This is a genomic window from Bacillaceae bacterium S4-13-56 (genome assembly GCA_040191315.1).
In the GTDB taxonomy this organism is placed as follows: domain Bacteria; phylum Bacillota; class Bacilli; order Bacillales; family JAWJLM01; genus JAWJLM01.
The window spans coordinates 63,539-88,118 of sequence record JAWJLM010000006.1; the positions used below are offsets into that span (position 1 = coordinate 63,539).

Consider the following 24,580-nt stretch of genomic DNA (forward strand, 5'->3'; position numbering starts at 1 on the left):
ATGGCAGGCTCTTTTTATAGTATCGGAATTTATTCCGCATGAACGGGTACCCGTAAATGTCGATTGGTTCAAGGGCCTTTACGTTATACCCTTGGGCGCTAACAATCAGTGGGGATTTCTTCATCCCCACTGATTGTTAGTTGATCAACCGCAAGATAATACAGTAAAAATATGCTCAAGCTTCAACATATTTCTTATTGCTTTATTTAAAAAAATCATAGCAATTTTAAAAAAATTGTATTATAATTATATTTTGTGTAAAAATGATCGTAGAAATGCTTTCTATATCCTGCTAATGGAATGATAAAATATTCATTTTGGAAAGAAGGAATATGGAGGTTTATGTAGAATAATTCACGTAGCCAAAAAAACAATCCCATCAGTCCATTTTTGCTTCATTCTCTGTTTTAGAGAAGATCGGATCCAAAAAAAGTGTCGAAGTTTGCAGGGATTTCTTTTTTTATCACGAATACAAAGTAAATATGGTGATTAATATGTCACGAAGAATACCAGAAGATTTAGTTGAGGAAATCAGACAATCTAACGACATAACTGAAGTTGTTGGAGAATTTGTTCAACTAAAAAAACAAGGACGCAATTACTTTGGTTTATGTCCTTTTCATGGAGAAAGCACTCCATCTTTTTCCGTTTCACCAGATAAACAGATCTTCCATTGCTTTGGATGTCATAAAGGTGGAAATGTGTATCGGTTTATTATGGAAATAGAGGGTTTAAGCTTTAATCAAGCTGTAGCAAAACTCGCTGAGAGAATTGGTAAGTCTATTTCAGATGAGTTCCTTTCTCAAGCGAATGAATCAGAAACTGTTGCCCCAGAGCTTCAAGATATACTTTCTGCACATGAATGGTTAGAAAAACTATATCATCATTTACTCATGCATACGAAAGAAGGAAAGCAAGCTTACCAATATCTTGTTGGTCGTGGATTTAGTGAGAGTACTCTTGAAACCTTTCATATTGGATATGCTCCTAATACTGCCAATTTCACGGCGCGATTTTTGGAGAAAAAAGGATATCATCTTCATAGTATGGTGAAAGCGGGCTTGTTAGCTCAGAGTGAAGATGGAAGTTATTTAGATAGGTTTAGAGGAAGAGTGATTTTTCCAATAAAAAATCACCAAGGGAAGACTGTTGGTTTTGGTGGCCGGGATTTAACAGACCACGGACCTAAATATTTAAATTCTCCCGAAACCGAACTATTTCAAAAAGGGAAACTGCTCTATAATTTTGATCAAGCACGATCGTTTATACGTAAAGAAAAATACGCAGTTTTGTTTGAAGGATATGCCGATGTAATATCAGCTCATCAAGCTGGTGTTACAAATGGAGTGGCAACGTTAGGGACGGCTTTATCTGATATGCAAGTTAAGTTTTTAAAACGATATGTGGACACGGTCATGATTTGTTATGATTCTGACCAGGCTGGAATTGAAGCTACTCAAAAGGCCGCAAATCTTCTTAAAAGAGAGGGCTGTCAAATAAAAGTGGCAATGTTACCAGATGGTATGGATCCAGATGACTATATCAAAGTAAACGGACCTAAAGCATTTCAGGAAAAAATCATTCAATCTAGTGTAACGTATGTTACTTTTTTTATGAAGTATTTAAAACGGTCTTATCATCTGAAGGATGAAGGAGACAAAATTAAGTACGTAGAAAAGGTCTTGAATGAGATTGCTTTGTTGGACAAACCTTTAGAACGTGATTACCATTTAAGAGAGTTAAGTCGGGATCAAGACTTATCAATTGAGGTTCTTGAAAGGGAATTAGCGTTTATTCTTCGAAAAAGTCGCCATAATCATAAGGATAAGGAACATTCAACTGGTCATAATAAAAATAATACGTACACTATAGCGCACGATAAACGACTTTTACCCGCATTTCAAAAGGCAGAAAGAATTCTGCTTGCCTATATGTTACAGGATTTGTGGGTAGCGGAAAAGGTTAGAGATGAACTAGGAGTCAATTTTAATACTTCAGAGCATTGTGTTCTTTTATCCCATTTATATGGGTATTATGAAGAGGGGCATGAACCAAATGTCAGTCACTTCATGGAATATGTGGATGACCCTAAATTAAAGGATCTAATTTCTGAATTAGGTATGCTTTCTGTAAAGGAAGAGTTATCTACACAGGAATTAATGGATTATCTTAAGGTTATACGTCAAGAAAGAATGAGTAAGAATGAAATCAAGGGCTTGAAAGAGAAACAACATGAAGCAGAAAAAAATCAAGACCACATAACAGCGGCTAAAATCGCTATGCAAATCCTTGAATTAAAAAAACGTGCAAAGCGATAACTTGTATATGGATTGTTGAAATTGAATGGAAGTTTGGAAGGAGGGGGACTCATGGCAGAAAAGCCAGCTCGTTCAAAAGAAACAGAAAATGAGCTTACCTTAGAGCAGTCCAAGGAACAACTCATAGAGATTGGTAAAAAACGTGGGGTTTTAGCTTATGAAGAGGTAGCAGAAAGGCTTTCTAGTTTTGAACTTGAATCCCATCAAATGGATGAATTTTTTGAGTACCTTACAGATCAAGGTATTGAGGTAATCGGTGATTCTGATGAAGATCCGAATATGCAGCAACTTTCTAAGGAAGAAGAATTTGATCTAAATGATCTAAGTGTTCCTCCTGGGGTAAAGATTAATGATCCAGTCCGAATGTATTTAAAGGAAATTGGAAGGGTGAATCTTTTATCGGCTGATGAAGAGATTAGCTTTGCTAAGCGAATTGAAGAGGGAGACGAAGAGGCAAAACGTCGTCTTGCTGAGGCGAACCTTCGCTTGGTGGTAAGTATCGCTAAAAGATATGTGGGTAGAGGGATGCTCTTTTTAGACCTCATTCAAGAAGGGAATATGGGTTTAATTAAAGCCGTTGAAAAATTTGATTACCGTAAAGGATATAAGTTTAGTACCTATGCGACATGGTGGATTCGTCAAGCAATTACCAGAGCCATCGCAGACCAGGCAAGAACGATCCGAATACCTGTCCATATGGTGGAGACGATTAATAAGCTTATCAGAGTCCAACGTCAATTGCTACAGGACCTTGGAAGAGAGCCTTCTCCTGAGGAAATAGGGGAAGAAATGGAGCTTACTCCTGATAAAGTCCGTGAGATACTAAAAATAGCTCAAGAACCAGTTTCCTTAGAAACACCAATTGGAGAAGAAGATGATTCACATCTTGGAGACTTCATTGAGGACCAAGAAGCAACTTCCCCTTCTGATCACGCTGCATATGAGCTTTTAAAAGAGCAACTTGAAGATGTTCTAGATACGCTAACAGATAGAGAAGAAAATGTCCTACGTCTACGTTTCGGTCTAGATGACGGTCGTACAAGAACCCTAGAAGAAGTGGGTAAGGTATTCGGAGTCACTAGAGAACGAATTAGACAGATTGAAGCTAAGGCATTAAGAAAGTTACGTCATCCGAGTAGAAGTAAACGTCTGAAGGATTTTCTTGAATAGTCAATTTAAACATACTCAGTCATTAGGTTTTAACCTAGTGGCTGACCTTTTTTATACGAATTTATAACTTTGGTCGGTTGTTGATGTATAAGTAATCATTAAGACTTGGTGATAAGCCAAGTTTTTCTAAAAAGATAAGAAATCATTATGGCTCGCTTCGCGGAGCCACCATCTACCATGAAAATGGATTCCTAATCTTTGGGAATACCTTTAATAACAATATGACCAGGTCGAAATATACATTGGTGGATCCTGAAAAAGGATACCCTGCATAAGAAACGGGTTGTGACGGTATAGAAGTACCATCTATTGTGACTTGATCACGTAAACAAAAGTTTTACAGGGTCTGTTTTCATACAAAAGTATAAAACCTAACTAGCCTCAGCGAAAAAATTTAGAATGAGAGTTATTTTTTTGGTCTTGTATACAGAAGGTGACAACCCAAACAAGACTTCAGTGACTATTTGGGAAGAGATTACTTAAGTTGATTAGTGTTGGCTCTACCATCATGCCTTATGATCACTATTTTACTGATTTCGATCTCGGATTGCAAATGGCTATAATATTATTTTTGGTGATCTTTTTAAATTTTAGCGGAGAACCTTCGGGGCTTTAGTCATGGTTTGTTGACAAAAAATTATTTACTTTTTTGTTTTAGGAGAAAATCTTTTTTATAATCTTTTGTTTTGTGTTTACCCCGCATGAACGGGCAGCCAACCATGAAGCAAGCTCCACCAACAAGGGTGAAAAATTTAATGTTTTATTCTCATGGGGGAAGGACCTTTAGGTCACATCATTTGGGTGCTAACAATCAATGGGGGACGGCGACTGATTGAAGTTTCACTTTATTAATAGTCATGGTTTTCTTAGTGAATGGACTAACTCCTTTTGGGTTAATCTAGGAATGATAGGGAATTAATTTGCAATGTGGTTAGGAATTGGAAGGATTTATCCTGCATGAACGGAGAGCGATACCCCACTCAAATCTTAAGTAAAACGGGAAGAAATGCTTGGGGAAAAATGTCCGATTGGCTAAAGAGCCTTTAGGTTACACACTCGTTGTATTGTTTTTGTGGTTTTTTATGCTGTTTATAGTAAATTATCTATACATAACACTTTTCGAATGAACTATTTTACAGTAAAATGAAGGTTATGATAAAGAATAAAGATGGGGATACATAAGGAGGAAAATAAATGAGAAATAATCCAATCATACCTTACGCACTTATAGCGGTTATCGGAATTGCACTTATGCTGGTTATGTCTTTTATTGGTCTTAATCAACAAAAGGACATAGCAGAAGGGGATAATAATCAAGGGGTAGTTGAAGAAAATGAAAAAGTGTCTGGAGATCCAGCAGAAATTTATAGTGGAAACTGTCAATCCTGTCATGGTGGAAATTTGGAAGGTGTATTCGGACCGGCTTTAGCTGGGACAAATTTATCTCACGAGGATTTAGTAAATGTTATTACTAATGGTCGTGGAGGAATGCCAGCTTTTGAACAAAAATTTGATGAAGAAACTATCTCAAAATTGGCGGATTGGATTTTAGAGCAATAAGTAAATGAAAAAGGAAGCTTTCTGGTAGCCAGAAGGCTTTTTCTATTTGGAGGAAATCATATGAATGAATCGGAGTTATCTAAGAGATTATCAACCGTCGCTAAGTTTATAAAAAAAGGATCATTCTTTGCTGATATTGGTTCAGACCATGCCTACCTTCCTTGTTATGTATGCTTGAAAGATGATACAGCAAATGCCATTGCCGGCGAACTGAATCAAGGTCCTTTTCAATCTGCTCAAAGACAGGTAAGACAGACTGGTTTGGAGAAACGTATTGAAGTAAGGAAAGGTGATGGTTTATCCGTGTTACAGCCCGAGGAGGTTGATACGGTAGTAATTGCCGGAATGGGAGGAAGCCTCATTCGAACAATTTTAGAACAAGGGAAAGATCGCCTCCAAGGAGTGAAACGCATCATAGCACAGCCTAATATTGATGAGTGGGTAGTTAGAGAGTGGTTTCTGGAAAATAAGTATTGTCTCACAGCGGAAATTATAATAAAAGAGGGTGAGCCAATTTATGAAGTATTAGTTGCCGATTTCCTTGAAGAACCACAGCCTTATGATAGGGATTATATAAAAAAAGAATTAATGATGGGGCCATTTTTGTTAAAAGAACATTCCCCTGTTTTTATAGAAAAATGGGAACGTGAACTACGAAACAAGAAAAGAATCATGGAAAGTATGAAAAAAGCCAAAGAACCAAATCAAAGGAAACTAGAAGAGTTTCAAAAAGAAACTGAATGGATTGAGGAGGAGTTAAATCGTGAAGATTCATGATATTATTGATATATTTGAAGAATGGTGTCCCCAAACATTAGCCTATGATTGGGATAAAGTAGGCCTACAGGTGGGCAGTAAAGAAACAGAGGTTGAGAAAATATTAATTACACTTGACGTTAGAGAAGAAGTGGTTGATGAAGCAATAGCAGCGGGAGTTCAATTCATATTCGCTCATCATCCTCTTTTATTTAAACCCTTACCGTTCATTGATGTACAAGATTCCAAAGGACGTATTATTCAAAAACTCATTCAAAATAATATATCAGTTTATGCAGCACATACCAATCTTGATGTTGTACAGGGTGGCGTAAACGATTTGTTAGCTGAAAAAATAGGTCTTAAAGAGACGAAGGTTTTATTACCAGATGGTGAGGAAGAGCTATACAAGCTTGTGATTTTTGTTCCTACTTCTCATGCTGAAAAAGTAAAAGGGGCGATTGGTGATGCTGGCGCAGGCCATATAGGAAATTATAGTCACTGCATGTTCCATACTGTTGGAAAGGGGCAGTTTAAGCCATTGGAAGGAACCGATCCCTTTTTAGGAACTAAGGGCACGCTGGAAACGGTAGAAGAAGATCGTATAGAAACAATTGTACCAAAGTACATGATATCTAATGTTTTGAACGCTATGCGTGAAGTACACCCTTATGAAGAAGTTGCCTATGATCTCTATAGATTGAGAAATAAAGGTAAAGTTTATGGAGCTGGAAGAATTGGTTTATTAGAAAAACCAATGATGTTTGAGGAGCTTCTATCCCATATCAAAAATGTGTTCAAACTTCCTCAACTAAGATTTGTAGGTACCAAAAAAGATATGGTTCAAAAAGTTGCTGTTCTTGGTGGAAGTGGAGAGGATTTCATAGAAGCTGCTAAGCATGCTGGTGCTGATGTCTACATTACAGGAGATTTAACCTTCCATGATGCACAAGATGCACAGCCTATAGGATTACATTTGATTGACCCGGGGCATTATATCGAGGAAGTAATGAAAGAAGGAGTACAGCACTTTTTTCAATCTAAGTTCAAAACAATCTCACAAGCACCTACTGTTCTTACCTCTAAAGTGAATACAAACCCATTTGAATATTATTAAGAAAAGCACTTGTTTCTGCGAAGAAGGTCTAAGTAGTTCCTTCCTGCGATTACTTGGGGCAAAAACTTCGAAGATTACTCGATGAAGCCTTTTCGCTGGAGCTAGACAAATTTTATACTTTTATCTTTTAAAAAAAGAAGCAATGATCTTTGGAGATCATTGCTTCTTTTCTCTCACTTTAGGTAGGATTTTACGTTCTTCTACACGAGATACTCGTTTCCAAGTGTTTTGACTATTTGGATCATAGGTTTCTATGAACTTAATGACTTCTTTAGTAATGGGTGTTGGAGTTGAAGCCCCTGCCGTCACAGCAACTTTTTGAACACCCTTTAACCACTCTAATTTTATTTCACTTACGTCACTTACACGGTACGCTTTAGTCCCTGCGATTTCTTCGGATACTTGTGCTAAGCGATTAGAGTTGTTACTTCGTGGGTCACCTACAACAATTGTTAGGTCTGCATCTTTTGCTTGTTCAGCCACAGCCTCTTGACGAACTTGCGTTGCCATACAAATCTCTCTAACCATTTCGGTTTGAGGAAATTTTTCCTTCACTTTCATCATGACATCATAGACATCCCATTGACTCATAGTCGTTTGATTCGTAACAATTAATTTTTCAACATGTTCTAACTTTAATTTCTCCACGTCTTCTTCTGTTTGAACAAGGTGAACCTTTCCAGGTGCCACACCTATAGCTCCTTCTGGCTCTGGATGTCCTTTTTTACCAATATAAACTATTTCATAATCTTCTTTAACTTTTTCACGAATTAAATCGTGAGTCCGTGTTACATCTGGACATGTCGCATCAAGGACAGTTAATCCCCTTTCGCGAGCACGTTCTTTAACTTCGGGTGAGACTCCGTGTGCAGTAAAGACTACAGTTCCTTCCGTGATATCCTCTAGTAGATCTAGACGACTCTTTCCATCAAGAGTAATAATGCCCTCAGATTTAAATGCTTCTGTTACGTGGGCATTATGAACTATCATACCTAATATATAAATGGGGCGAGGTAAATTTGGGTCCTTGGCAGCATTCTGTGCAATAACCATAGCATCTACCACGCCATAACAATAACCACGTGGTGCAATTTTTATAACTTCCATTTGGCTCCCCCTTATGAAAAACATATAAGATCTATGCTAATATGTTTAAAGAAAATTACAAATCCTATTATAAAGGGTATTTCTCCATTTGACCATGATTTCCTGTTATTTATAAGAATGGCAATATTCCTGTGACTTTACTATAATGGTTAAGAACGTTATGAAAAGGAGTTTTTAAAAAATGGCTCAAAATGCAAATGAATTTCACAATTTTCGATTTTCAGAGAGTGTCCAAAAGGGAATAAATCAATTAGGGTTTAAAAAACCAACAGCTATACAATTAAAAGTAATTCCACCTATTTTAAGAGGAGAAAGTGTAATTGGACAATCCCATACAGGTTCTGGAAAAACACATGCTTATCTATTACCCATGTTTCAATCATTAGAAGAAGATAAGCGCGTAGTTCAATTTGTCATTATTGCACCAACTCGCGAATTAGCTATTCAGATATATGATGAAGTTAAAAAGTTTATTGATTTTGCAGAAAAAAAGGGGAAATGGTTTTCTAAGCTACTCATTGGTGGAACAGAAAAAAAGAAGGATATAGAAAAATTAAAGGAAGCACCTCATATTGTGGTGGGAACACCAACAAGAGTATTGGACTTGGCTAAAGAAGGAGTTCTAGATTTATATACCGCTAAGAGTTTGGTATTAGATGAAGCAGACTTAGCAATTGATTTAGGATTTTTGCAAGAAGTGGATCAAATCCTTGTTCGTATGAATCAAGACTCCCAAATGATGGTTTTCTCAGCAACTATTCCTGAAAAGCTAGCTCCTTTATTAAAAAAATATATGGATAATCCTACTCTTATCAAAATAAAAGAACAAACGATTGCCCCTGAAAAAATGGAGCATCGCCTTATTCCTTTAAGGCACCGTAAGGTAGGACAAGTCATAGAAAAGGTAGCTGAGTTAATTAACCCATTTCTAGCTTTAATATTTGTTAATCGAAAAGACGCATGTGATGTATTAGCTGACGACTTAATATCTAGAGGTTTAAATGTAGGTGTCATCCACGGAGGGCTAAGCCCACGAGAAAGAAAAAGAGTATTAAAGGAGATTAAAGATCTACGTTACCAATATATAGTAGCTACAGATTTGGCAGCTCGAGGAATTGATATTCCTGGTGTGAGTCATGTTATCAATGCTGAGCTTCCTCAAGAAGAAGAAGTATATATCCACCGTGTTGGTCGAACAGCAAGAGCTGGATTAGAGGGAACTGCTTTAAGCTTGTATAAAGAAGATGATTCACAGCTAATTTCCAAACTAGAGAAAAAAGGACTTGTATTTACAGCTTACGATGTAAATAAAGGCGAGTGGCAGCCTATTAAGAAGTGGAATGAAAGAGCAACTCGAGTGAAACAGGAATCGGAGATAGAAAAACAGGCATGGAGCAAAGTAAAAAAGCCAACTAAAGTTAAGCCGGGATATAAGAAGAAAATGAAGACGCAAGCAAAACAAATTCAAAAAAAGTTGGAAAGAAATAGTTTTAAGAAGAAAAAGTAAAGGGGAAGAGGTAGATGGTGAAAATCGGATCGCATGTTTCCATGAGTGGAAAAAAAATGTTGCTAGGGGCTAGTGAAGAAGCAGCTTCTTATGGTGCTAATGTATTTATGATATATACAGGGGCTCCTCAAAATACAAGAAGAAAAGCTATTGAGGACTTAAATATAGAAGCTGGTTTAGCACACATGAAGGAAAATGGTATGAAAGAGATAGTTGTTCACGCTCCTTATATTATTAATATTGCCAACACAACTAAGCCAGAGACGTTTCAACTAGGCGTCGATTTTCTTAGAAGTGAAATTGAACGAACAAAAGCAATAGGCGGAAAACAAATTGTATTACATCCTGGTGCCCACGTCGGAGCTGGAGATGACGAAGGTATCAAAAGGATTATTGAAGGCTTAAATGAAGTATTAGAAAAAAATCATCCTGTCCAAATTGCTTTGGAAACAATGGCAGGAAAAGGGTCTGAGTGCGGGAGGACGTTTGATCAATTAGCAAAAATCATGGATGGAGTGACTCATAATGAGAATTTGTCCATTTGTCTGGACACCTGCCACATCCATGATGCTGGTTATGATGTTGTTGAAGATTTTGATGGTGTTTTAAATGAATTTGATCAAATTATTGGACTAGAGCGCCTTAAAGTTCTACATGTAAATGATAGTAAGAATCCTCGTGGATCACGGAAAGACCGGCATGAGAATATTGGGTTTGGCCATATCGGCTTTGATGCATTATCCTATGTTGTTCATCATCCGCAGCTTACAGATATTCCGAAGATATTAGAAACCCCTTATGTAGGGGAAGATAAGAAGAATAAAAAGCCACCTTATAAATTTGAAATTGAAATGTTGAATAATCGAAAATTTGCAGAAGATTTAAAACAAAAGATAGAAGCGCAATAATAAAAAGAGATGACTTTGTCATCTCTTTTTATATCCATTTATCCAAATTATTCTCTTTCATAAGTTTTAAAAATAGTTTATTAGCTGCTTGGGCTCTTTTCATGTCTGTAACTTTTGCAACTTTTTTAATAATTTTCAATCGGTCATTTTCATCAAATGGGTCAAGGTCAGACTCATTAGCAATATTTAAAATGTTTTCTGCTTCTCTTTGAGTGATAGGTATATCATATTCTCTGGAATATTCTACTAACTGTTTAGGGGTTATATTTTTAAGCTTCTGCTGAACAATTTGTTTAATAAATTTATTCATATCGATCTCCTGTCTCCTCTCCACATTACTTTATGAAAAGTAGCTTTACATCGTGCTTCTATTTAAAAAAATGCTTAACATTTGATTTGTCTAATTTTTTTCGTTATTATGGTCGCTGGGTCTAAAGGAGTGAAAATCAATGAATTTTAAAACAAGCATTACCTGGTCAAGGTACTTTTTGACCTTATTACTTTTTATTAGTGTTTTTACTTTTGGAGTAGGTTTTGCATTGGGGAATAAACAACAAGCTGCTTTGCCTATGTTGGAGAAAAATATGTATACTCTGGAAAAGAAATCATTAGAAAATCTCAGTGAAGATTACCATGAGGATAAAGGATATTTTGTTTGGAAAACAAAAGAGGACGTTGCAAAACAAATGGTCAAAAATTCAAAGGGTAAGTTTAAAAGCAGTTGGGCAAAATCTCTTGTAGAACAAGCAGATAAAAAGGATATAAATCCATTTCTTGTTTATGAATTGATTAAAGTGGAAACAGGGGGAACATATAATGAAAAACTAGTGGGTCCTCTAACAAAATATGGTCGTGCCTACGGACTTGGACAATTCATGAAAAACACAGCACCTTGGGTAGCGGATATGGCAAACTTACCATATGAGGATCAAAAACTTTTCGATCCTAAATATTCCATAAAACTTACCATTACGTATTTAGATTATTTGTATTCCAGTTTTAAAAACTGGGATGAGGCCTTAACTGCTTATCACCGTGGAGTAAGTGGAATGAAAACATATAAAGCGATAAATGGCGATGCTAAAAGCTGGTATGCAGTGCAGATTACGAATCAAGCGGAGATTCAAATTAAATAAATGAAGTAAATAATTCCATGATTGATATCTCTCTTCTTTCATACACTAAGAAGGCACCTCTTGATTAGGAAAGCGAGGGAATTACCATGGACGATTATAAAAACCAAGAACCCGGATTCAACACATGGCCTAACGATCGAGACGATCTTCAAAACAATCAACAGGGTGGACAAGGTAACCAACAAGTAGTTGCTGAGACCAAGGATGTTGTGTTTGATAAAGGCTATCCGAATGATGATTTCGATGAGGAAATTGCTCAGGAAGTTGCCATTGATCGCAAGGATTTTCCCCATGAGCCTATTCGCAATCAAGAAAAAGAAACTGAAATGAAGTCGGATGTTCCAGTAGGATGGGGCTGGACAGGAGTAATCCTGTCATTCTTATCTTTCTTTATGATGCCAGTCATTTTGGGAGCTGTTGGGATCATTTCAGGATTTGTAGCGAGAAGAAGAGGTGCAAACACTTTAGGGAACACAGCTATTGTAGTTGGTGTCATTTCTATTGTGTTATCATTATTTTTTGCTCCCTTCACGTAATGGGAGATGAAATTTCATTCATGAAAAAAACCCCTGGTAGTGGAACTACCAGGGGTTTTTTATTTTTACACCTTAGTTGCTTCTGTCTCTTTTAGCTTATATTCTTCCGCAATTTTATCTATTTCGATTTTTAGTTCTTCCACCATTGTTTCTTCAGGAACTTTTCGTATGATTTTACCATGTCTAAAGAGCAATCCTTCTCCACGAGCACCAGCAATACCTATATCAGCTTCTCTAGCTTCTCCAGGACCATTCACAGCACAGCCTAAGACAGCGACCTTTATCGGAGCTTTAATCTGTGCAATGTAAGCCTCCACTTCATTTGCAATAGAAATTAAATCAATTTCAATTCTTCCGCAAGTAGGACAGGAAATGAGTGTTGCAGCATTGGCTGCAAGTCCAAAGGTCTTAAGTAACTCACGAGCAACCTTTACTTCTTCAACAGGGTCGGCACTTAAAGAAATACGAACCGTGTTACCGATTCCTTTGCTTAAGATAGCACCAAGACCAGCTGCGCTTTTTACTGTTCCTGCAAACAAAGTTCCGGATTCAGTTATCCCAAGATGAAGTGGGTAGTCAAAAGCCATAGAGGCCTTTTCATATGCCTCAATGGCAAGTTTCACATCACTTGCTTTAAGAGAAACAATAATGTCGTGAAAATCTAAATCCTCCAAGATTTTAATATGATGTAAGGCACTTTCAACCATGCCATCTGCTGTAGGGTAGCCGTATTTATCTAAGATCCTTTTTTCTAAGGAACCTGCATTTACACCAATGCGAATGGGAATTCCCCGTTCTTTTGCAGCTTTAACCACTGCTTCCACCTTTTCGCGTTTTCCGATATTGCCAGGATTGATACGGATTTTATCCGCACCACCCTCAATGGCTTTTAATGCAAGTTTATAATCAAAATGAATATCAACAACTAAAGGAATATTAATTTGCTTTTTTATATCTGCTATGGCGTTAGCAGCTCTTTCGTCTGGACATGCAACTCGAACAACCTGGCACCCAGCTTCTTCTAACTGTTTAATTTGAGCAACAGTTGCTTCCACATCATGCGTTTTAGTGGTTGTCATACTTTGAATGACTACCTGATCGTTTCCTCCGATCACAAGGTTTCCTACTCGGACAGGTCTTGTCTTTGTACGATGTGTAATAGACGACATATACATAGCTCCTTCCTTTACATAACATCCTCTATTATAATAGGTATAGTTCGAAATGAGAAGTAGAAGATATTATTCTTTTTCTTCCTGATTAAGATATTGTGGAAATCGATAATTTTCACCAATTTTTAGTCTAGTTGGCTCTGTGTCAGGATTTAAATACAAAAAATCTTCTAGAACCTTGTTAATCGAGTAAGGAATTCCATCGGGATGAAGTTGTTCTACAACCGCTAGAACTGTATCACCACCCTTTATTTCATAAGTGATAACCTCGTATGGAAGTTTTTCTTCTTCCTCTTCACCTTGTTCAGTGTTGTTTTTATCTATGTCTAATTCGTTTAATAATTCTTCAGTGGTAGGAGAAGAATCTGGTGAGGATGTTGCAATAGGAGTACCGACCGTTAGATCTGCATAGATACTTTTCAACAAAAAAATAACAGTAATAAATAGTAAAAGTTTTTTAGCTTTGGAAGGCATGGTGAACCCCTCATTTCTAAATTAAACTTATCTTTACTAATTAAAGTAAAAGTTAAAAATTCCTTCAAAAAAATTAAAATTTAATAGAAACTATATGTGAAATTAAATCGTAAATAGGGTATTGAGTTGTTAGGGGGAGTCGGAATGTTAAGTTTAGATCTTAGTTGGGTAGCTTTTATCATTACAGGTCTCGGAACATTGTTCTTATTAGGTGAATTACTGGTTAATATGAAAGGCATTTTTGCAATTGTCGGTACAGGATTCATCACCTTATATTTTATGGCTTACCTGGAACCAGGTATGTTTTTTCTTATGTTATCTTTGTATATTCTTGGAATTATCTTAATAATAATTGATGGGAAAGTTTTAAATGATGGAACACTCTCGGTAATTGGCATGGTCTGTATGTTACTCACCGTAGGATTTAGCGCTCCTAGTTGGGTGACAGGAGCCTATGGGGCCATGGGAGTTTTGATTGGAGCGGGGGGTTCTTTATTGTTTCTCAAAGTGTTTCCAAAACGGAAAATGTGGGGGAAAATCGCTCTTGTGGATCGCTTAACTTCCGAAGCTGGATATAATTCCATTAACGAAAGCTACCATTATTTAATTGGGAAAGAAGGAGTTACACTAACGCCTTTCCGGCCAGTTGGAACTATACAAGTGGAAGGGAAAGAATATAGTGCTATCTCCAATGGTCAATGGTTAGAAAAAAACGATAAAATCGTTGTAGATAAAGTCGACGGAACTAGAATCTTGGTAAGAAAAATTGGAGATTAAAGGTTTTATAATGAGATAAAACCGAGCCTTACGAAAATAAGGCTCGGTTTTTTACATGGTTGTTTCTTCTTGTCTTTTAGGAGTAGGAATCTTTTTAATAATGAAATGCAACAGAAGAATTGACAAGATCCAATAAATCCAAAATCCAAATGGGATGATTACTTTTGTTGAGTCTAGGATGGCAAACAGGATAGTAGGTGCTGTAACGGCGTAAGCAGATAATACCCATAGCTTTTTGTAATCTAATGTTTTACTTTGATAACGTGCAATTAGTAATCCAAGTAATCCTAAAAAGGAGATGCCGATAAACTTTAAAGCTGTTGTAAACAAATAGACACCGATTGAAATGATTATGATTGCAACAACTTTAATGCTTTGAAGCGAATCAACGAGATCTTGAATTTCATTTTTTGAAATATTTTCGATAGCCGCGGCTTTATATGAAATTTGGAAGGGTTCATTATCAGCTAGAAAAACCATTTCATTTGCTAAAAGGGCAACACCTTCTATACTTTCATCTATGAATTCCTCACTAGTAGTTTCCCCTGTGTCATCAATAATAAAAGTTGAACCGTTTTGTTCTACTTTGGAAGGTTCCCCCTCAATAACAAGTCTGTTATTTTCTATTTCGAAATCCGGCCAGCCATTCAAGGTTGTATCTACAGAGTTCATCATATTATTTATAGATACGCCAAAACTAATTGCAAATGGAAATGTAGCAATTGCCATCATGAAAAAAACATAGCCAATCGTTTTTCCGATTTTTTGAAAACGGAAGGCAGATAACATTTTAAAATCATAAAAACTCTTAACGAATTGAGTAAAAATATTCATATATAATTTATGTTCCTTTCTTTTTTCGTCTCAATTCTATCTTAGCTAAATTATCTTAGCTATACAAGTAGAGTTACTTAATCCAAAAGTTAATGTGTAATATTGGGTATGAAGCCTTGAAAATGGAACAATAAGACAAGAAAGAAAAATTAATTCATTTTTTGATAAATGAAATATTAATACTATGTAAATTTGTGACGAAAAATCTTTACAAAATGTTTATATTTCATTAATAATGAAAAAGGCAAATGAATTCATATTTTTATCATAGGGGGGGATGAACATCCGTGGAAGAATTAAATGTCCAACAATTAATATTTGAATTTATAGGTGGTTTAGGAATATTTCTCTTTGGTATCAAGTATATGGGAGATGGCCTTCAAAAATCCGCTGGAGATCGCTTAAGAGATATTCTTGACCGTTTTACATCAAACCCACTTATGGGAGTTATTGCAGGTATACTTGTTACAATCTTAATTCAAAGTAGTTCAGGGACTACTGTTTTAACGGTTGGTTTAGTTAGCGCCGGCTTCATGACACTTAGACAAGCTATTGGTGTTATTATGGGTGCAAACATTGGGACTACAGTTACAGCATTCATTATCGGTATCAAACTTGAAGATTATGCTTTACCTATTTTAGCGTTGGGAGCTTTCTTGATATTTTTCTTTAAAAGAAAGAATATTACCTATATCGGTCAAACCCTTTTTGGATTTGGAGCTTTATTTTTTGGTTTATCTCTTATGGGGGACGGAATGGAGCCATTAAGATCATTGGAAGCATTCCAAGACCTTACGGTTTCTATGAGTCATAATCCTATTCTTGGTGCAGCTGTCGGCGCGATATTTACTGTTATTGTCCAAAGCTCAAGTGCAACTGTTGGGATTCTGCAGGAGTTATATTCCCAAGGTGCTATGACACTTGATGCAGCTTTGCCAGTTCTTTTTGGAGATAATATTGGAACAACTATAACAGCTGTTTTAGCTTCTATTGGTGCGACTGTGGCAGCGAGACGCGCTGCATTAACCCATGTTCTTTTTAATGTAATTGGAGCATCCATTTTTATTATTGGAATCAGACTTTATACACCGTTTATTGCCAACTTAAGTGCATCTCTAGATTTAAATGAAAAGATGACAATAGCCTTTGCACACGGTATTTTTAATGTGACTAATACAATTATTCAGCTGCCTTTCATTGGTTTGTTAGCAGCTATTGTGATCAAACTAATTCCTAGTACTGAAGAAGAAATTGAATACAAGCCTAAAAATTTAGATCCAATTTTTATCGAGCAATCACCTGCCTTGGCCTTAGAACAAGCTAAGAAAGAAGTTTCTCGTATGGGTGAATTTGCGATGAAAGGTTTGGAAGAAACAAGCTACTATCTCAATAATTTTCAAAAGAAGCATGCTGATATGGCTCTCTCACTAGAAGATGCTATTAATAATTTAGATCGTAAAATTACAGATTATCTTGTCCGAATTTCTTCGGCTAATCTATCGGAGCAAGATAGTGTGAAACACTCTGCTCTAATGGATTCAGTTCGTGATATTGAACGAATTGGGGATCATTTTGAAAACATAATTGAGCTTGTAGAGTATAAAATCACTAATAAATTAGTACTTACCGAACAAGCCCAAAATGATTTGAATGATATGATTAACCTAGCCCAAATCACAGTAAAACAGGCGTTAAATGCCTTAGACAATATGGATCGACAAGAAGCTCTTGCTGTTGTTGAAAAAGAAAATCAAATTGACCAGATGGAAAGAACTCTTCGAAAGAAACATATTATCCGCTTAAATGAGGGGATATGTGTGGGGGCAGCTGGTATTGTATTTGTTGATATAGTGAGTAATCTTGAGCGAATTGGTGACCATGCATTAAATATTGCAGAAGAAGTGCTGGGCAAGAAAGGTTGATTTGGAAATGGGGGACGATTTTAATAATTGGCACCCCATTTCTCTTGATTAACCTCTTGATATGCAGGACAGTCCGTGCTATTATTATTTGTGTTGCCACGAGCTACGATCGATACATCTATGAAAATGCTACGAGTTTTTTCCCCATGCATCTAGCACCCATGAAGAGCTAGAAGAGAAAGGGAAACAATAGAGCGATACATCCAGTATAAGCTGCTAGTTGTCCCAACACATAAAATTCCATTGAATGCGAGGAAAGAGAAGTGGGACAAGCGAAAAATATTTCATTATATTGTTGACAATATAACAGTAACATGCTATATTATAACCTGTCGCTTCGAGATGAATGAGTTTTTTGGCGGTGTAGCTCAGCTGGCTAGAGCGTACGGTTCATACCCGTGAGGTCGGGGGTTCGATCCCCTCCGCCGCTACCATTATATCAATATTTGTATGGCGGTCGTGGCGAAGTGGTTAACGCACCGGATTGTGGCTCCGGCACTCGAGGGTTCGATTCCCTCCGGTCGCCCCATACTTATGAATTATTTTTCTTAGTTTTGCTTACTTATGATATACGGACCCTTAGCTCAGCTGGTTAGAGCTATCGGCTCATAACCGATCGGTCGCAGGTTCGAATCCTGCAGGGTCCACCATTTTTATATGAGGCATGGAGGAATACCCAAGTCTGGCTGAAGGGATCGGTCTTGAAAACCGACAGGGGTGTTAAAGCCCGCGGGGGTTCGAATCCCTCTTCCTCCGCCATATATACATATTTCAAATAAGATATTATAGCTTGCCAACTCCGTGAATAACCATCTGTGAAGGCATGCGAGAAGTGCGACATCATCGAATAGACATGCAACACGACGAGCACATAACATGAATGATGTCAGAGAGCTTTATACAATTTATTCTTATATTATGGCTCGGTAGCTTGCCAACTCCGTGAATAACCATCTGTGAAGGCATGCGAGAAGTGCGACATCATCGAATAGACATGCAACACGACGAGCACATAACATGAATGATGTCAGAGAGCTTTATACAATTTATTCTTATATTATGGCTCGGTAGCTCAGTCGGTAGAGCAACGGACTGAAAATCCGTGTGTCGGCGGTTCGATTCCGTCCCGAGCCACCATTTAAAAACAACAGGTATGGATACCTGTTATTTTTTTTATATAAAATTCTTTAAATAAAGTTTTAAAATCACAAAAGAAGGGAAAAATTCTTTTGTTGGATGTTAAGCATTATATTTGCAACTAGGTCAATGGTTTGGTAATCTTTGACTAAAGAGATTAGGTTATTCACATTTATGTAGTGGAAACCCAATTTCAAATTACATATTAAATTGAAGGAGGAATATGAAATGGCATTTGAACTTCCAGAATTACCTTATGCATATGACGCACTAGAACCTCATATTGACAAGGAGACAATGAATATTCACCACACAAAGCATCATAATACTTATGTAACAAAACTTAATGGTGCTTTAGAAGGACATGCTGATCTTCAAGAAAAGACTTTAGATGAATTACTTTCTAACCTAGATGCAATTCCTGAAAACATTCGTACAGCTGTTAGAAACAATGGTGGTGGACATGCGAACCACAGCTTGTTCTGGACAGTGTTATCTCCAAATGGTGGAGGAACTCCAAAAGGAGAATTAGCTTCTGAAATTGATGAGGCTTTTGGAAGCTTTGATAAGTTTAAAGAAGAGTTTGCCAATGCAGGAGCAACTCGTTTTGGTTCTGGATGGGCATGGTTAATCGTTGATAATGGTTCTTTAAAAGTAACCAGCACTCCAAACCAGGACACTCCAGTAATGGAAGGTAAAACTCCAATCCTTGGTTTAGACGTTTGGGAGCATGCTTATTACTTAAAGTATCAAAATAAGCGTCCAGACTACATTTCTGCATTTTGGAATCTTGTAAACTGGGATGAAGTAAGTAGAAGATACGAAGCTGCAAAATAAATAGCGAGTAAAAACAGGAGAGTATACATCTCCTGTTTTTTTTTAACAGATAGGAAAGTATAACACTTTCCTATCTGCATAAGTACAACTAAGGCATTCGCTACAAAGGCTTGGCGAATGCCAAGTTTTTCTAATCAGAATTTTTAAGTAGAAGTGAAAAATGGGGTTATTGTAGCATTCACTATACTGTGGATCTCACATCCTTACGTTGATGGTCAATTGGTTTGCGCTTTTGTTACTAAAACCAACTTTTGTTAATCTCGTTATAGAATAACTCCTTTTCTTTTGATAAAGATAAAAGTGAAAGGAAAAGGGGTTTTGTAATGAAGCATTTAAAAATAACGGAGAAAATAGATGTAAATAAAGATTTGCTTTTATTACTTTCCATTGGGGGATTATATTCTTTGGGAATTTTTCTTTCCAATACTTTTGTTAATATTTATTTGTGGAAGCAATCTGGTCAGTTTGTAGCAATAGCGCTTTATAATTTAGCTATTTACGTTCTACAACCCATAACCTTTATTCTTGCAGGAAAGTGGGCAAAAAAGATTGATCGAGTGATTGTGTTAAGGTTAGGGGTAATTTTTTTATCCCTATTTTTTTTAACTGTTTTACTTTCTGGAGAACATGCAGCAAGTTATAAATTGTTGCTTGGAGGACTTCTAGGAATAGGATATGGTTTTTATTGGTTAGCTTTTAATGTACTGACCTTTGAAATTACTGAACCAGATACACGTGATTTTTTTAATGGATTTCTAGGGTTACTTCAATCCTTCGCTGGAATGATTGGTCCAATTGTAGCAGGATTTTTGATTTCAAGAATGACTGGTAATACAGGGTATACTTTAGTCTTTGGGATTTCTTTTACTTTGTTCTTTTTATCAGTCATTACCAGTATGTTTTTGAATAGAAGACCAGCCAAAGGGAGTTTTTCCTTTCGTAGAATTATAAAGGAGAGGAGAAATAATAAAAACTGGAGAATGGTGACCAACGCCCATGTTTTACAGGGCTTAAGAGAAGGTACCTTTATGTTTATTATTGCCGTTTGGGTTTTCATCACGACTCAAAGTGAATTTGCTTTAGGGAAGTTCAATTTTACTTATTCAGCAATGGCCTTTGTTTTCTATTTTTTAGTCACCCGATTTCTGAAACCAAGATATAGAAAAGGATCCATCTTTGCTGGAGGGCTTATGCTTTATTTAGCGCTAAGTCTGATACTTATCGAATTAAGTTTTGAAACATTATTAATTTATGCGGGACTTATAGGGATTGCAATTCCTATCTTTTTTGTTCCTTACCTATCACTGACTTATGATGTGATAGGTAAGTCATGGAAAGCGGCTGAAATGAGAATTGAATACATTGTTGTACGTGAGCTTTATTTAAATTTAGGTAGAGTTAGTTCGATATTATTGTTTATAACAGCTGTAACACTATTTCCGCCAGAAAGAATCATTCCTTATGTTTTGCTTACTGTAGGAGCTGGTCACTTTTTGACCTATTTCTTTATCAAACAGATCAATTTCACTTCTCCAAAACAAGAACAGGAAGAGGAGGCTTTTCCTTTTCAAGAGAGAATGCAGGAAAATGAAAATAGATAAATATTTAGGATAGAAGGTTATTGATACTCATTGTATAATAGGAGGGATAAGGCAGAGGGAGGAACAATTTATGGTAGAACAAAACAAAAACAAGAAAAAGAAAGCACAGCTTCCCTTTCGTTTAAATATCCTTTTCTTTGTGGTCTTTCTGTTATTCTCCATTTTAATTTTACAACTAGGCGTGGTACAAATCCTTTATGGACAAGAAGCGCAGGATGAAATAAATCGGACAGAAAATGTAAAAACTGAAATCCCAGTTCCACGCGGTAAAATGTATGACCGTTTTGGGAACTTAATTGTTGATAATGAGCCGAAGTACGCCATTACGTATACCACAACAGGGGCAAGTTCACAGCAAGACCACCTAGACCTTGCTGGGGAATTAGCCCAATTTATTGAAAAGGATCCCAAGGATGTAACGACAAGGGATTTAAAGGATTACTTTGTCTTGACAAGAAAAGATGAGGCATATAGGAAGTTAACCGGAGAAGAAAAAGAAGCTCTTTCGAATAACGAAGAATATCAATTAGTTATTGATCGAATAACTGAAAAAGACTTAAGCGCAATCTCTGATACAGAACTAGAAATTGTGGCTATAAAAAGAGAGTTAGATCGGGCTTATGCACTAGCCCCTCAACCAGTAAAAAACGAGGGTGTTACAAAAGAAGAATATGCACGTGTTGCAGAGCATTTGAGTGAATTACCGGGAATTGATGTAAGTACGGCTTGGGATCGAAAAAATTTACATGGGTATACATTAGGGAACTATATTGGTAAAATCACAACCTCTAAAGAAGGTATACCTAGTGAAAATTTAGAATTTTATCTTTCCCAAAATTATAACAGAAATGATCGTGTAGGAATTAGTGGATTAGAACAAGAGTATGAGCAAGTTTTAAAGGGTCAAAAAGAAATTGTTCAACATACCACGGATAAAGCTGGGAACGTAATCAATTCGGATGTTATTCATGACGGTAGTAGAGGAAAAGATCTTGTCCTTACCATTGATATTGAACTTCAACAAATAGTAGATAAAATCATCCAGGAAGAAATAACAATTGCACGGGAGAGACACCCACAGGCAAACAAATATCTAACTGATACTAATGTAGTTATGATTGAACCCAAAACTGGTGATATTTTAGCGATCTCAGGGCAGCACTGGGATGAAGAAGATAAAGAGTTCTATGATACTTCCTATAACAATATTCTTTCGGCTTATCGTCCAGGATCAGCGATAAAAGGAGCAACCGTATTATCTGGTTTAGACTCTGGTGTAATTAGAGAAAATGAAGTCATTAAAGACCGCCCAATAAAATTAAAGGATACGGCCCCGAAAGGTTCATGGCAGAATCTAGGGAATGTTAATCCAATTGCGGCCTTAAAAGAATCTTCCAACGTCTTTATGTTTTTCATTGCCATGAGGCTAGGAGGAGAATTTGATTATTATCCGGAAATCAAACCTACCTACAATAGAGAGTCTTTTCAAACGTTTCGAAATTACTTTTATCAATTTGGTTTAGGTGTTCCAACCGGTGTTGATATGCCCTACGAATCTACAGGTTTAAAAGGTAATGAGTTAATGTTAGGTAAAATGATGGACTTTGCTATTGGGCAGTATGATACCTACACACCCCTTCAATTGGCCCAATATGTTTCGACTATTGCCAATGATGGATATCGAATTCAACCACACTTGGTTAAAGAAATTCGCAATCCTAGTGAGGAAGGAGAAGGATTAGGTTCTGTTGTTACACAGATGGGTTCCGATGTTTTGAACAAAATTGAAATGGATGATGAATATATAGATTTAGTCCAAGAGGGTTTTAGGCAAGCGTTACAAGAACCGGGTGGGACTGCTTTTTCTTACTTTAAGGATGCAAAATATAATCCTGCAGGAAAAACAGGTACTGCAGAGAATGAGGTTTATCCTATTGTGGACGGAAAGGTAACAAGAGTTAACACTGAAAATCTTACCCTAGTCGGATACGCTCCATATGATGAGCCTGAGGTCGCTTTTGCAGTGATTGTTCCTGATACAGGATCAAAGAATGAATATGATATTAATAAAGTGATTTCTAGAAGAATCATGGATGCTTACTTTGACCTTAAAGAACAAAGAAATACGAGATCGCTAGAAGGGGGAGATTCTTCAGAAACGGAGGAAACTTCGGAAGGAGAATTACCAGAACAAGAAAATAATAATTTAGATACGACAGAATAAAAAAGCAGGGGCTCCCCTGCTTTTTTATGGTATCAGAATTTATAAGTTGTTAGAGAATTTGTCTAGCTCCAGCCAAAAAGCTTCATGGAGTAATCTTCAAAGTTTTTGCCAACGATCCTTAATCTAAGGTGAGGTGAGGTCCACCCCCTTACGTCGATGGCCACAAGAAATACTTCTCGAGAATTTACTTCGCAGAAACAAGCGATTTTCTTGTTTCGAAGGGCGCCTGCACTTTTCTTATTCCATATTTTTTGTTATGGTACGGGCGATTTCTTCAAAAGTCATTTTACTTGAAAGCTCATATGAGCCTATTTGGATTTTTGTACTCAATCCTGTTTCCTGTAAGTACTTATCTAATTCTTTGGAGTTTTGAATAATATCTTCTTCCTCTAACAGCTTACTAATGAACTCTGAATTCATTCCACTTTCAATTTGTAGCAGATAGATAACACTTTCTTGAGTAGTAGTGTTTTCTTTATTAGATGAACTAATCTCATTTACATCTTTTTCATTATTACTTGATTCAGGCCACTGTATTTGTTCATATTGTTCAGATGTAAGTACAAAGAATCCATGCTCCTCTAACTCTGCTTTCATTTCAGACTGTGTCATTTTTCCTACCTGTTGGATATTGTTTTTGCCTTCATTTAAGTAAAGAACAGAGAGAAGGATGGTTGAGAATAAAATCCCTAAAGAAAAGGATTGAAGGATAATCCTCATGAAAAAGTCCCTCCTGTTTCACTATTCTGTATTTGTTGAAGAATGGAACGGACATCATAAATGCTTAAGGAAGTTTGCTTGGCTATAGTTTCCGGTGATTTTCCCGCTTTAGAAAGTCGTTGCACCTCCACAAGTAACGGAACATTTTGAAATGATTTTCCCTTTTGTTCAGGAATAGAAAAACTTAATGGAGAATCGTCGGTCACTAATAATTCTTCTTCTAGTATTTTTAGTTTTTTCTTTAATTGATAATTCTCTTGCATCATGGATAAAGATAACTGTTCTATTTGTTCGTCTATTTGATTAAAACGATTTTTCATAAAAAGCGATACAATAAATAGGACTATTGAAATACTAATCAAAGTAATGCTTGCTACGTACATTTGAGTCACCTCTAGTTTGGAATGTTTCATTTAAGTCTACATTACATTTATAACATAGGTTTAATAGTGTTGATATATTTTTTCGAGAAAGTTTTCCCCATTAAGAGGCAGTAATACCCCCACCTCAAGTCTTAAGGGAAATAAAAAGAGTTGGTGGGGGATAAACTGACATGAAAATAAAACATTAAATTTTTCATCCTTGTTGGTGAAGCTTGCTCATGGTTGGCTGCTTGTAAATATCCGATTAGTTCAAGGGCCTTTTGATCATACCCTTGGGTGCTAACAATCAGTGGGGATAGCGCTGATGGAAGTTTCACTTTATTATCATACACTACTTGAAAAGTGAAACGAAGTTTGATAATATAGTTAAGTCTGATAAAGTAT

The 24,580-nt window shown here is 36.5% G+C and carries 21 protein-coding genes and 5 tRNA genes; 19 read left to right on the forward strand and 7 right to left on the reverse strand.

Features of this window, described 5'->3' with window-relative positions; all coding sequences use genetic code 11:
* The first annotated feature begins 494 nt into the window (after positions 1 to 494).
* The 5 genes from dnaG to RZN25_03450 all read left to right on the forward strand — a co-directional run bounded on the left by dnaG (position 495) and on the right by RZN25_03450 (position 6,921).
* A complete protein-coding gene (gene dnaG, locus RZN25_03430) occupies positions 495 to 2,318 on the forward strand; it encodes a DNA primase (GenBank protein ID MEQ6375880.1) in 1,824 nt (607 codons plus the stop codon).
* A gap of 51 nt (positions 2,319 to 2,369) precedes the next feature.
* Complete coding sequence (gene rpoD / locus RZN25_03435) at positions 2,370 to 3,488, forward strand: RNA polymerase sigma factor RpoD (GenBank protein ID MEQ6375881.1); 1,119 nt, start codon at positions 2,370 to 2,372, stop codon at positions 3,486 to 3,488.
* 1,194 nt (positions 3,489 to 4,682) lie between these two features.
* Positions 4,683 to 5,048: a cytochrome c gene (locus tag RZN25_03440; protein MEQ6375882.1), complete on the forward strand. Its 366-nt coding sequence runs from the start codon at positions 4,683 to 4,685 to the stop codon at positions 5,046 to 5,048.
* Positions 5,049 to 5,108: 60 nt separating this feature from the next.
* On the forward strand, positions 5,109 to 5,825 hold the full coding sequence (locus RZN25_03445; protein MEQ6375883.1) for a tRNA (adenine(22)-N(1))-methyltransferase TrmK: 717 nt from the start codon (positions 5,109 to 5,111) through the stop codon (positions 5,823 to 5,825).
* The gene (locus tag RZN25_03450; protein ID MEQ6375884.1) at positions 5,812 to 6,921 is read left to right on the forward strand and encodes a Nif3-like dinuclear metal center hexameric protein; all 1,110 of its coding nucleotides are present in this window, start codon (positions 5,812 to 5,814) and stop codon (positions 6,919 to 6,921) included. The genes RZN25_03445 and RZN25_03450 overlap by 14 nt, the downstream gene beginning before the upstream one ends.
* Before the next feature lie 156 nt (positions 6,922 to 7,077).
* Here the strand turns inward: RZN25_03450 and RZN25_03455 are convergent, their stop codons facing one another.
* A complete protein-coding gene (locus RZN25_03455) occupies positions 7,078 to 8,028 on the reverse strand; it encodes a 4-hydroxy-3-methylbut-2-enyl diphosphate reductase (protein ID MEQ6375885.1) in 951 nt (316 codons plus the stop codon).
* A 181-nt stretch (positions 8,029 to 8,209) separates the two neighbouring features.
* Here RZN25_03455 and RZN25_03460 point away from each other — a divergent pair, with 181 nt between their 5' ends.
* Together RZN25_03460 and RZN25_03465 are read left to right on the forward strand one after the other, a co-directional pair.
* Complete coding sequence (locus RZN25_03460; protein ID MEQ6375886.1) at positions 8,210 to 9,535, forward strand: DEAD/DEAH box helicase; 1,326 nt, start codon at positions 8,210 to 8,212, stop codon at positions 9,533 to 9,535.
* A gap of 14 nt (positions 9,536 to 9,549) precedes the next feature.
* On the forward strand, positions 9,550 to 10,443 hold the full coding sequence (locus RZN25_03465) for a deoxyribonuclease IV (GenBank protein ID MEQ6375887.1): 894 nt from the start codon (positions 9,550 to 9,552) through the stop codon (positions 10,441 to 10,443).
* Positions 10,444 to 10,471: 28 nt separating this feature from the next.
* Here the strand turns inward: RZN25_03465 and RZN25_03470 are convergent, their stop codons facing one another.
* Complete coding sequence (locus tag RZN25_03470; protein MEQ6375888.1) at positions 10,472 to 10,753, reverse strand: DUF2624 domain-containing protein; 282 nt, start codon at positions 10,751 to 10,753, stop codon at positions 10,472 to 10,474.
* A gap of 139 nt (positions 10,754 to 10,892) precedes the next feature.
* Between RZN25_03470 and RZN25_03475 the strand changes: the two genes are divergently transcribed.
* Both RZN25_03475 and RZN25_03480 read left to right on the forward strand, forming a co-directional pair.
* Complete coding sequence (locus tag RZN25_03475) at positions 10,893 to 11,579, forward strand: transglycosylase SLT domain-containing protein (protein ID MEQ6375889.1); 687 nt, start codon at positions 10,893 to 10,895, stop codon at positions 11,577 to 11,579.
* 86 nt (positions 11,580 to 11,665) lie between these two features.
* Positions 11,666 to 12,115 carry a hypothetical protein gene (locus RZN25_03480; protein ID MEQ6375890.1) on the forward strand — a complete coding sequence of 150 codons (450 nt, stop codon included), beginning with the start codon at positions 11,666 to 11,668 and terminating at the stop codon, positions 12,113 to 12,115.
* 65 nt (positions 12,116 to 12,180) lie between these two features.
* On the opposite strand, the gene ispG is transcribed toward RZN25_03480, so the two are convergent.
* Together ispG and RZN25_03490 are read right to left on the reverse strand one after the other, a co-directional pair.
* On the reverse strand, positions 12,181 to 13,284 hold the full coding sequence (gene ispG, locus RZN25_03485; protein MEQ6375891.1) for a flavodoxin-dependent (E)-4-hydroxy-3-methylbut-2-enyl-diphosphate synthase: 1,104 nt from the start codon (positions 13,282 to 13,284) through the stop codon (positions 12,181 to 12,183).
* A 72-nt stretch (positions 13,285 to 13,356) separates the two neighbouring features.
* On the reverse strand, positions 13,357 to 13,761 hold the full coding sequence (locus tag RZN25_03490; protein ID MEQ6375892.1) for a hypothetical protein: 405 nt from the start codon (positions 13,759 to 13,761) through the stop codon (positions 13,357 to 13,359).
* Between the two features lie 144 nt (positions 13,762 to 13,905).
* On the opposite strand from RZN25_03490, the gene RZN25_03495 reads away from it, so the two are divergent.
* Complete coding sequence (locus RZN25_03495; GenBank protein ID MEQ6375893.1) at positions 13,906 to 14,538, forward strand: NfeD family protein; 633 nt, start codon at positions 13,906 to 13,908, stop codon at positions 14,536 to 14,538.
* A gap of 51 nt (positions 14,539 to 14,589) precedes the next feature.
* Here RZN25_03495 and RZN25_03500 read toward each other — a convergent pair whose 3' ends face one another.
* Positions 14,590 to 15,372 carry a DUF1189 domain-containing protein gene (locus RZN25_03500; GenBank protein ID MEQ6375894.1) on the reverse strand — a complete coding sequence of 261 codons (783 nt, stop codon included), beginning with the start codon at positions 15,370 to 15,372 and terminating at the stop codon, positions 14,590 to 14,592.
* Positions 15,373 to 15,659: 287 nt separating this feature from the next.
* Here RZN25_03500 and RZN25_03505 point away from each other — a divergent pair, with 287 nt between their 5' ends.
* The 9 genes from RZN25_03505 (at position 15,660) to RZN25_03545 (ending at position 23,093) form a co-directional block, all read left to right on the forward strand.
* The gene (locus RZN25_03505; GenBank protein MEQ6375895.1) at positions 15,660 to 17,294 is read left to right on the forward strand and encodes a Na/Pi cotransporter family protein; all 1,635 of its coding nucleotides are present in this window, start codon (positions 15,660 to 15,662) and stop codon (positions 17,292 to 17,294) included.
* Between the two features lie 357 nt (positions 17,295 to 17,651).
* Positions 17,652 to 17,728, forward strand: a tRNA-Met gene (locus RZN25_03510).
* A gap of 19 nt (positions 17,729 to 17,747) precedes the next feature.
* Positions 17,748 to 17,823, forward strand: a tRNA-His gene (locus tag RZN25_03515).
* Between the two features lie 44 nt (positions 17,824 to 17,867).
* A tRNA-Ile gene (locus tag RZN25_03520) sits at positions 17,868 to 17,944 on the forward strand.
* A gap of 16 nt (positions 17,945 to 17,960) precedes the next feature.
* A tRNA-Ser gene (locus RZN25_03525) sits at positions 17,961 to 18,053 on the forward strand.
* 302 nt (positions 18,054 to 18,355) lie between these two features.
* A tRNA-Phe gene (locus RZN25_03530) sits at positions 18,356 to 18,431 on the forward strand.
* 228 nt (positions 18,432 to 18,659) lie between these two features.
* Positions 18,660 to 19,268: a superoxide dismutase gene (locus tag RZN25_03535; protein MEQ6375896.1), complete on the forward strand. Its 609-nt coding sequence runs from the start codon at positions 18,660 to 18,662 to the stop codon at positions 19,266 to 19,268.
* A 323-nt stretch (positions 19,269 to 19,591) separates the two neighbouring features.
* Positions 19,592 to 20,869 (forward strand): MFS transporter, encoded by a 1,278-nt coding sequence (locus RZN25_03540; GenBank protein MEQ6375897.1) that lies wholly within the window; start codon positions 19,592 to 19,594, stop codon positions 20,867 to 20,869.
* A gap of 70 nt (positions 20,870 to 20,939) precedes the next feature.
* Positions 20,940 to 23,093, forward strand: coding sequence for a penicillin-binding protein 2 (locus RZN25_03545; GenBank protein ID MEQ6375898.1), 2,154 nt, complete (start codon positions 20,940 to 20,942; stop codon positions 23,091 to 23,093).
* Between the two features lie 237 nt (positions 23,094 to 23,330).
* Here the strand turns inward: RZN25_03545 and RZN25_03550 are convergent, their stop codons facing one another.
* Together RZN25_03550 and RZN25_03555 are read right to left on the reverse strand one after the other, a co-directional pair.
* Positions 23,331 to 23,813: a hypothetical protein gene (locus RZN25_03550; protein ID MEQ6375899.1), complete on the reverse strand. Its 483-nt coding sequence runs from the start codon at positions 23,811 to 23,813 to the stop codon at positions 23,331 to 23,333.
* The gene (locus tag RZN25_03555) at positions 23,810 to 24,196 is read right to left on the reverse strand and encodes a hypothetical protein (GenBank protein ID MEQ6375900.1); all 387 of its coding nucleotides are present in this window, start codon (positions 24,194 to 24,196) and stop codon (positions 23,810 to 23,812) included. Before RZN25_03555 ends, RZN25_03550 begins: the two co-directional genes overlap by 4 nt.
* Between the last annotated feature and the right edge of the window lie 384 nt (positions 24,197 to 24,580).

What these genes read in the sequence shown, in the direction of transcription:
- dnaG (MEQ6375880.1), top strand. Translation starts at nt 495, where the DNA reads ATGTCACGAAGAATACCAGAAGATTTAGTTGAGGAAATCAGACAATCT.
- rpoD (MEQ6375881.1), top strand. Translation starts at nt 2,370, where the DNA reads ATGGCAGAAAAGCCAGCTCGTTCAAAAGAAACAGAAAATGAGCTTACC.
- RZN25_03440 (MEQ6375882.1), top strand. Translation starts at nt 4,683, where the DNA reads ATGAGAAATAATCCAATCATACCTTACGCACTTATAGCGGTTATCGGA.
- RZN25_03445 (MEQ6375883.1), top strand. Translation starts at nt 5,109, where the DNA reads ATGAATGAATCGGAGTTATCTAAGAGATTATCAACCGTCGCTAAGTTT.
- RZN25_03455 (MEQ6375885.1), bottom strand. Translation starts at nt 8,028, where the DNA reads ATGGAAGTTATAAAAATTGCACCACGTGGTTATTGTTATGGCGTGGTA.
- RZN25_03460 (MEQ6375886.1), top strand. Translation starts at nt 8,210, where the DNA reads ATGGCTCAAAATGCAAATGAATTTCACAATTTTCGATTTTCAGAGAGT.
- RZN25_03465 (MEQ6375887.1), top strand. Translation starts at nt 9,550, where the DNA reads ATGGTGAAAATCGGATCGCATGTTTCCATGAGTGGAAAAAAAATGTTG.
- RZN25_03470 (MEQ6375888.1), bottom strand. Translation starts at nt 10,753, where the DNA reads ATGAATAAATTTATTAAACAAATTGTTCAGCAGAAGCTTAAAAATATA.
- RZN25_03475 (MEQ6375889.1), top strand. Translation starts at nt 10,893, where the DNA reads ATGAATTTTAAAACAAGCATTACCTGGTCAAGGTACTTTTTGACCTTA.
- RZN25_03480 (MEQ6375890.1), top strand. Translation starts at nt 11,666, where the DNA reads ATGGACGATTATAAAAACCAAGAACCCGGATTCAACACATGGCCTAAC.
- ispG (MEQ6375891.1), bottom strand. Translation starts at nt 13,284, where the DNA reads ATGTCGTCTATTACACATCGTACAAAGACAAGACCTGTCCGAGTAGGA.
- RZN25_03490 (MEQ6375892.1), bottom strand. Translation starts at nt 13,761, where the DNA reads ATGCCTTCCAAAGCTAAAAAACTTTTACTATTTATTACTGTTATTTTT.
- RZN25_03495 (MEQ6375893.1), top strand. Translation starts at nt 13,906, where the DNA reads ATGTTAAGTTTAGATCTTAGTTGGGTAGCTTTTATCATTACAGGTCTC.
- RZN25_03500 (MEQ6375894.1), bottom strand. Translation starts at nt 15,372, where the DNA reads ATGAATATTTTTACTCAATTCGTTAAGAGTTTTTATGATTTTAAAATG.
- RZN25_03535 (MEQ6375896.1), top strand. Translation starts at nt 18,660, where the DNA reads ATGGCATTTGAACTTCCAGAATTACCTTATGCATATGACGCACTAGAA.
- RZN25_03540 (MEQ6375897.1), top strand. Translation starts at nt 19,592, where the DNA reads ATGAAGCATTTAAAAATAACGGAGAAAATAGATGTAAATAAAGATTTG.
- RZN25_03545 (MEQ6375898.1), top strand. Translation starts at nt 20,940, where the DNA reads ATGGTAGAACAAAACAAAAACAAGAAAAAGAAAGCACAGCTTCCCTTT.
- RZN25_03550 (MEQ6375899.1), bottom strand. Translation starts at nt 23,813, where the DNA reads ATGAGGATTATCCTTCAATCCTTTTCTTTAGGGATTTTATTCTCAACC.
- RZN25_03555 (MEQ6375900.1), bottom strand. Translation starts at nt 24,196, where the DNA reads ATGTACGTAGCAAGCATTACTTTGATTAGTATTTCAATAGTCCTATTT.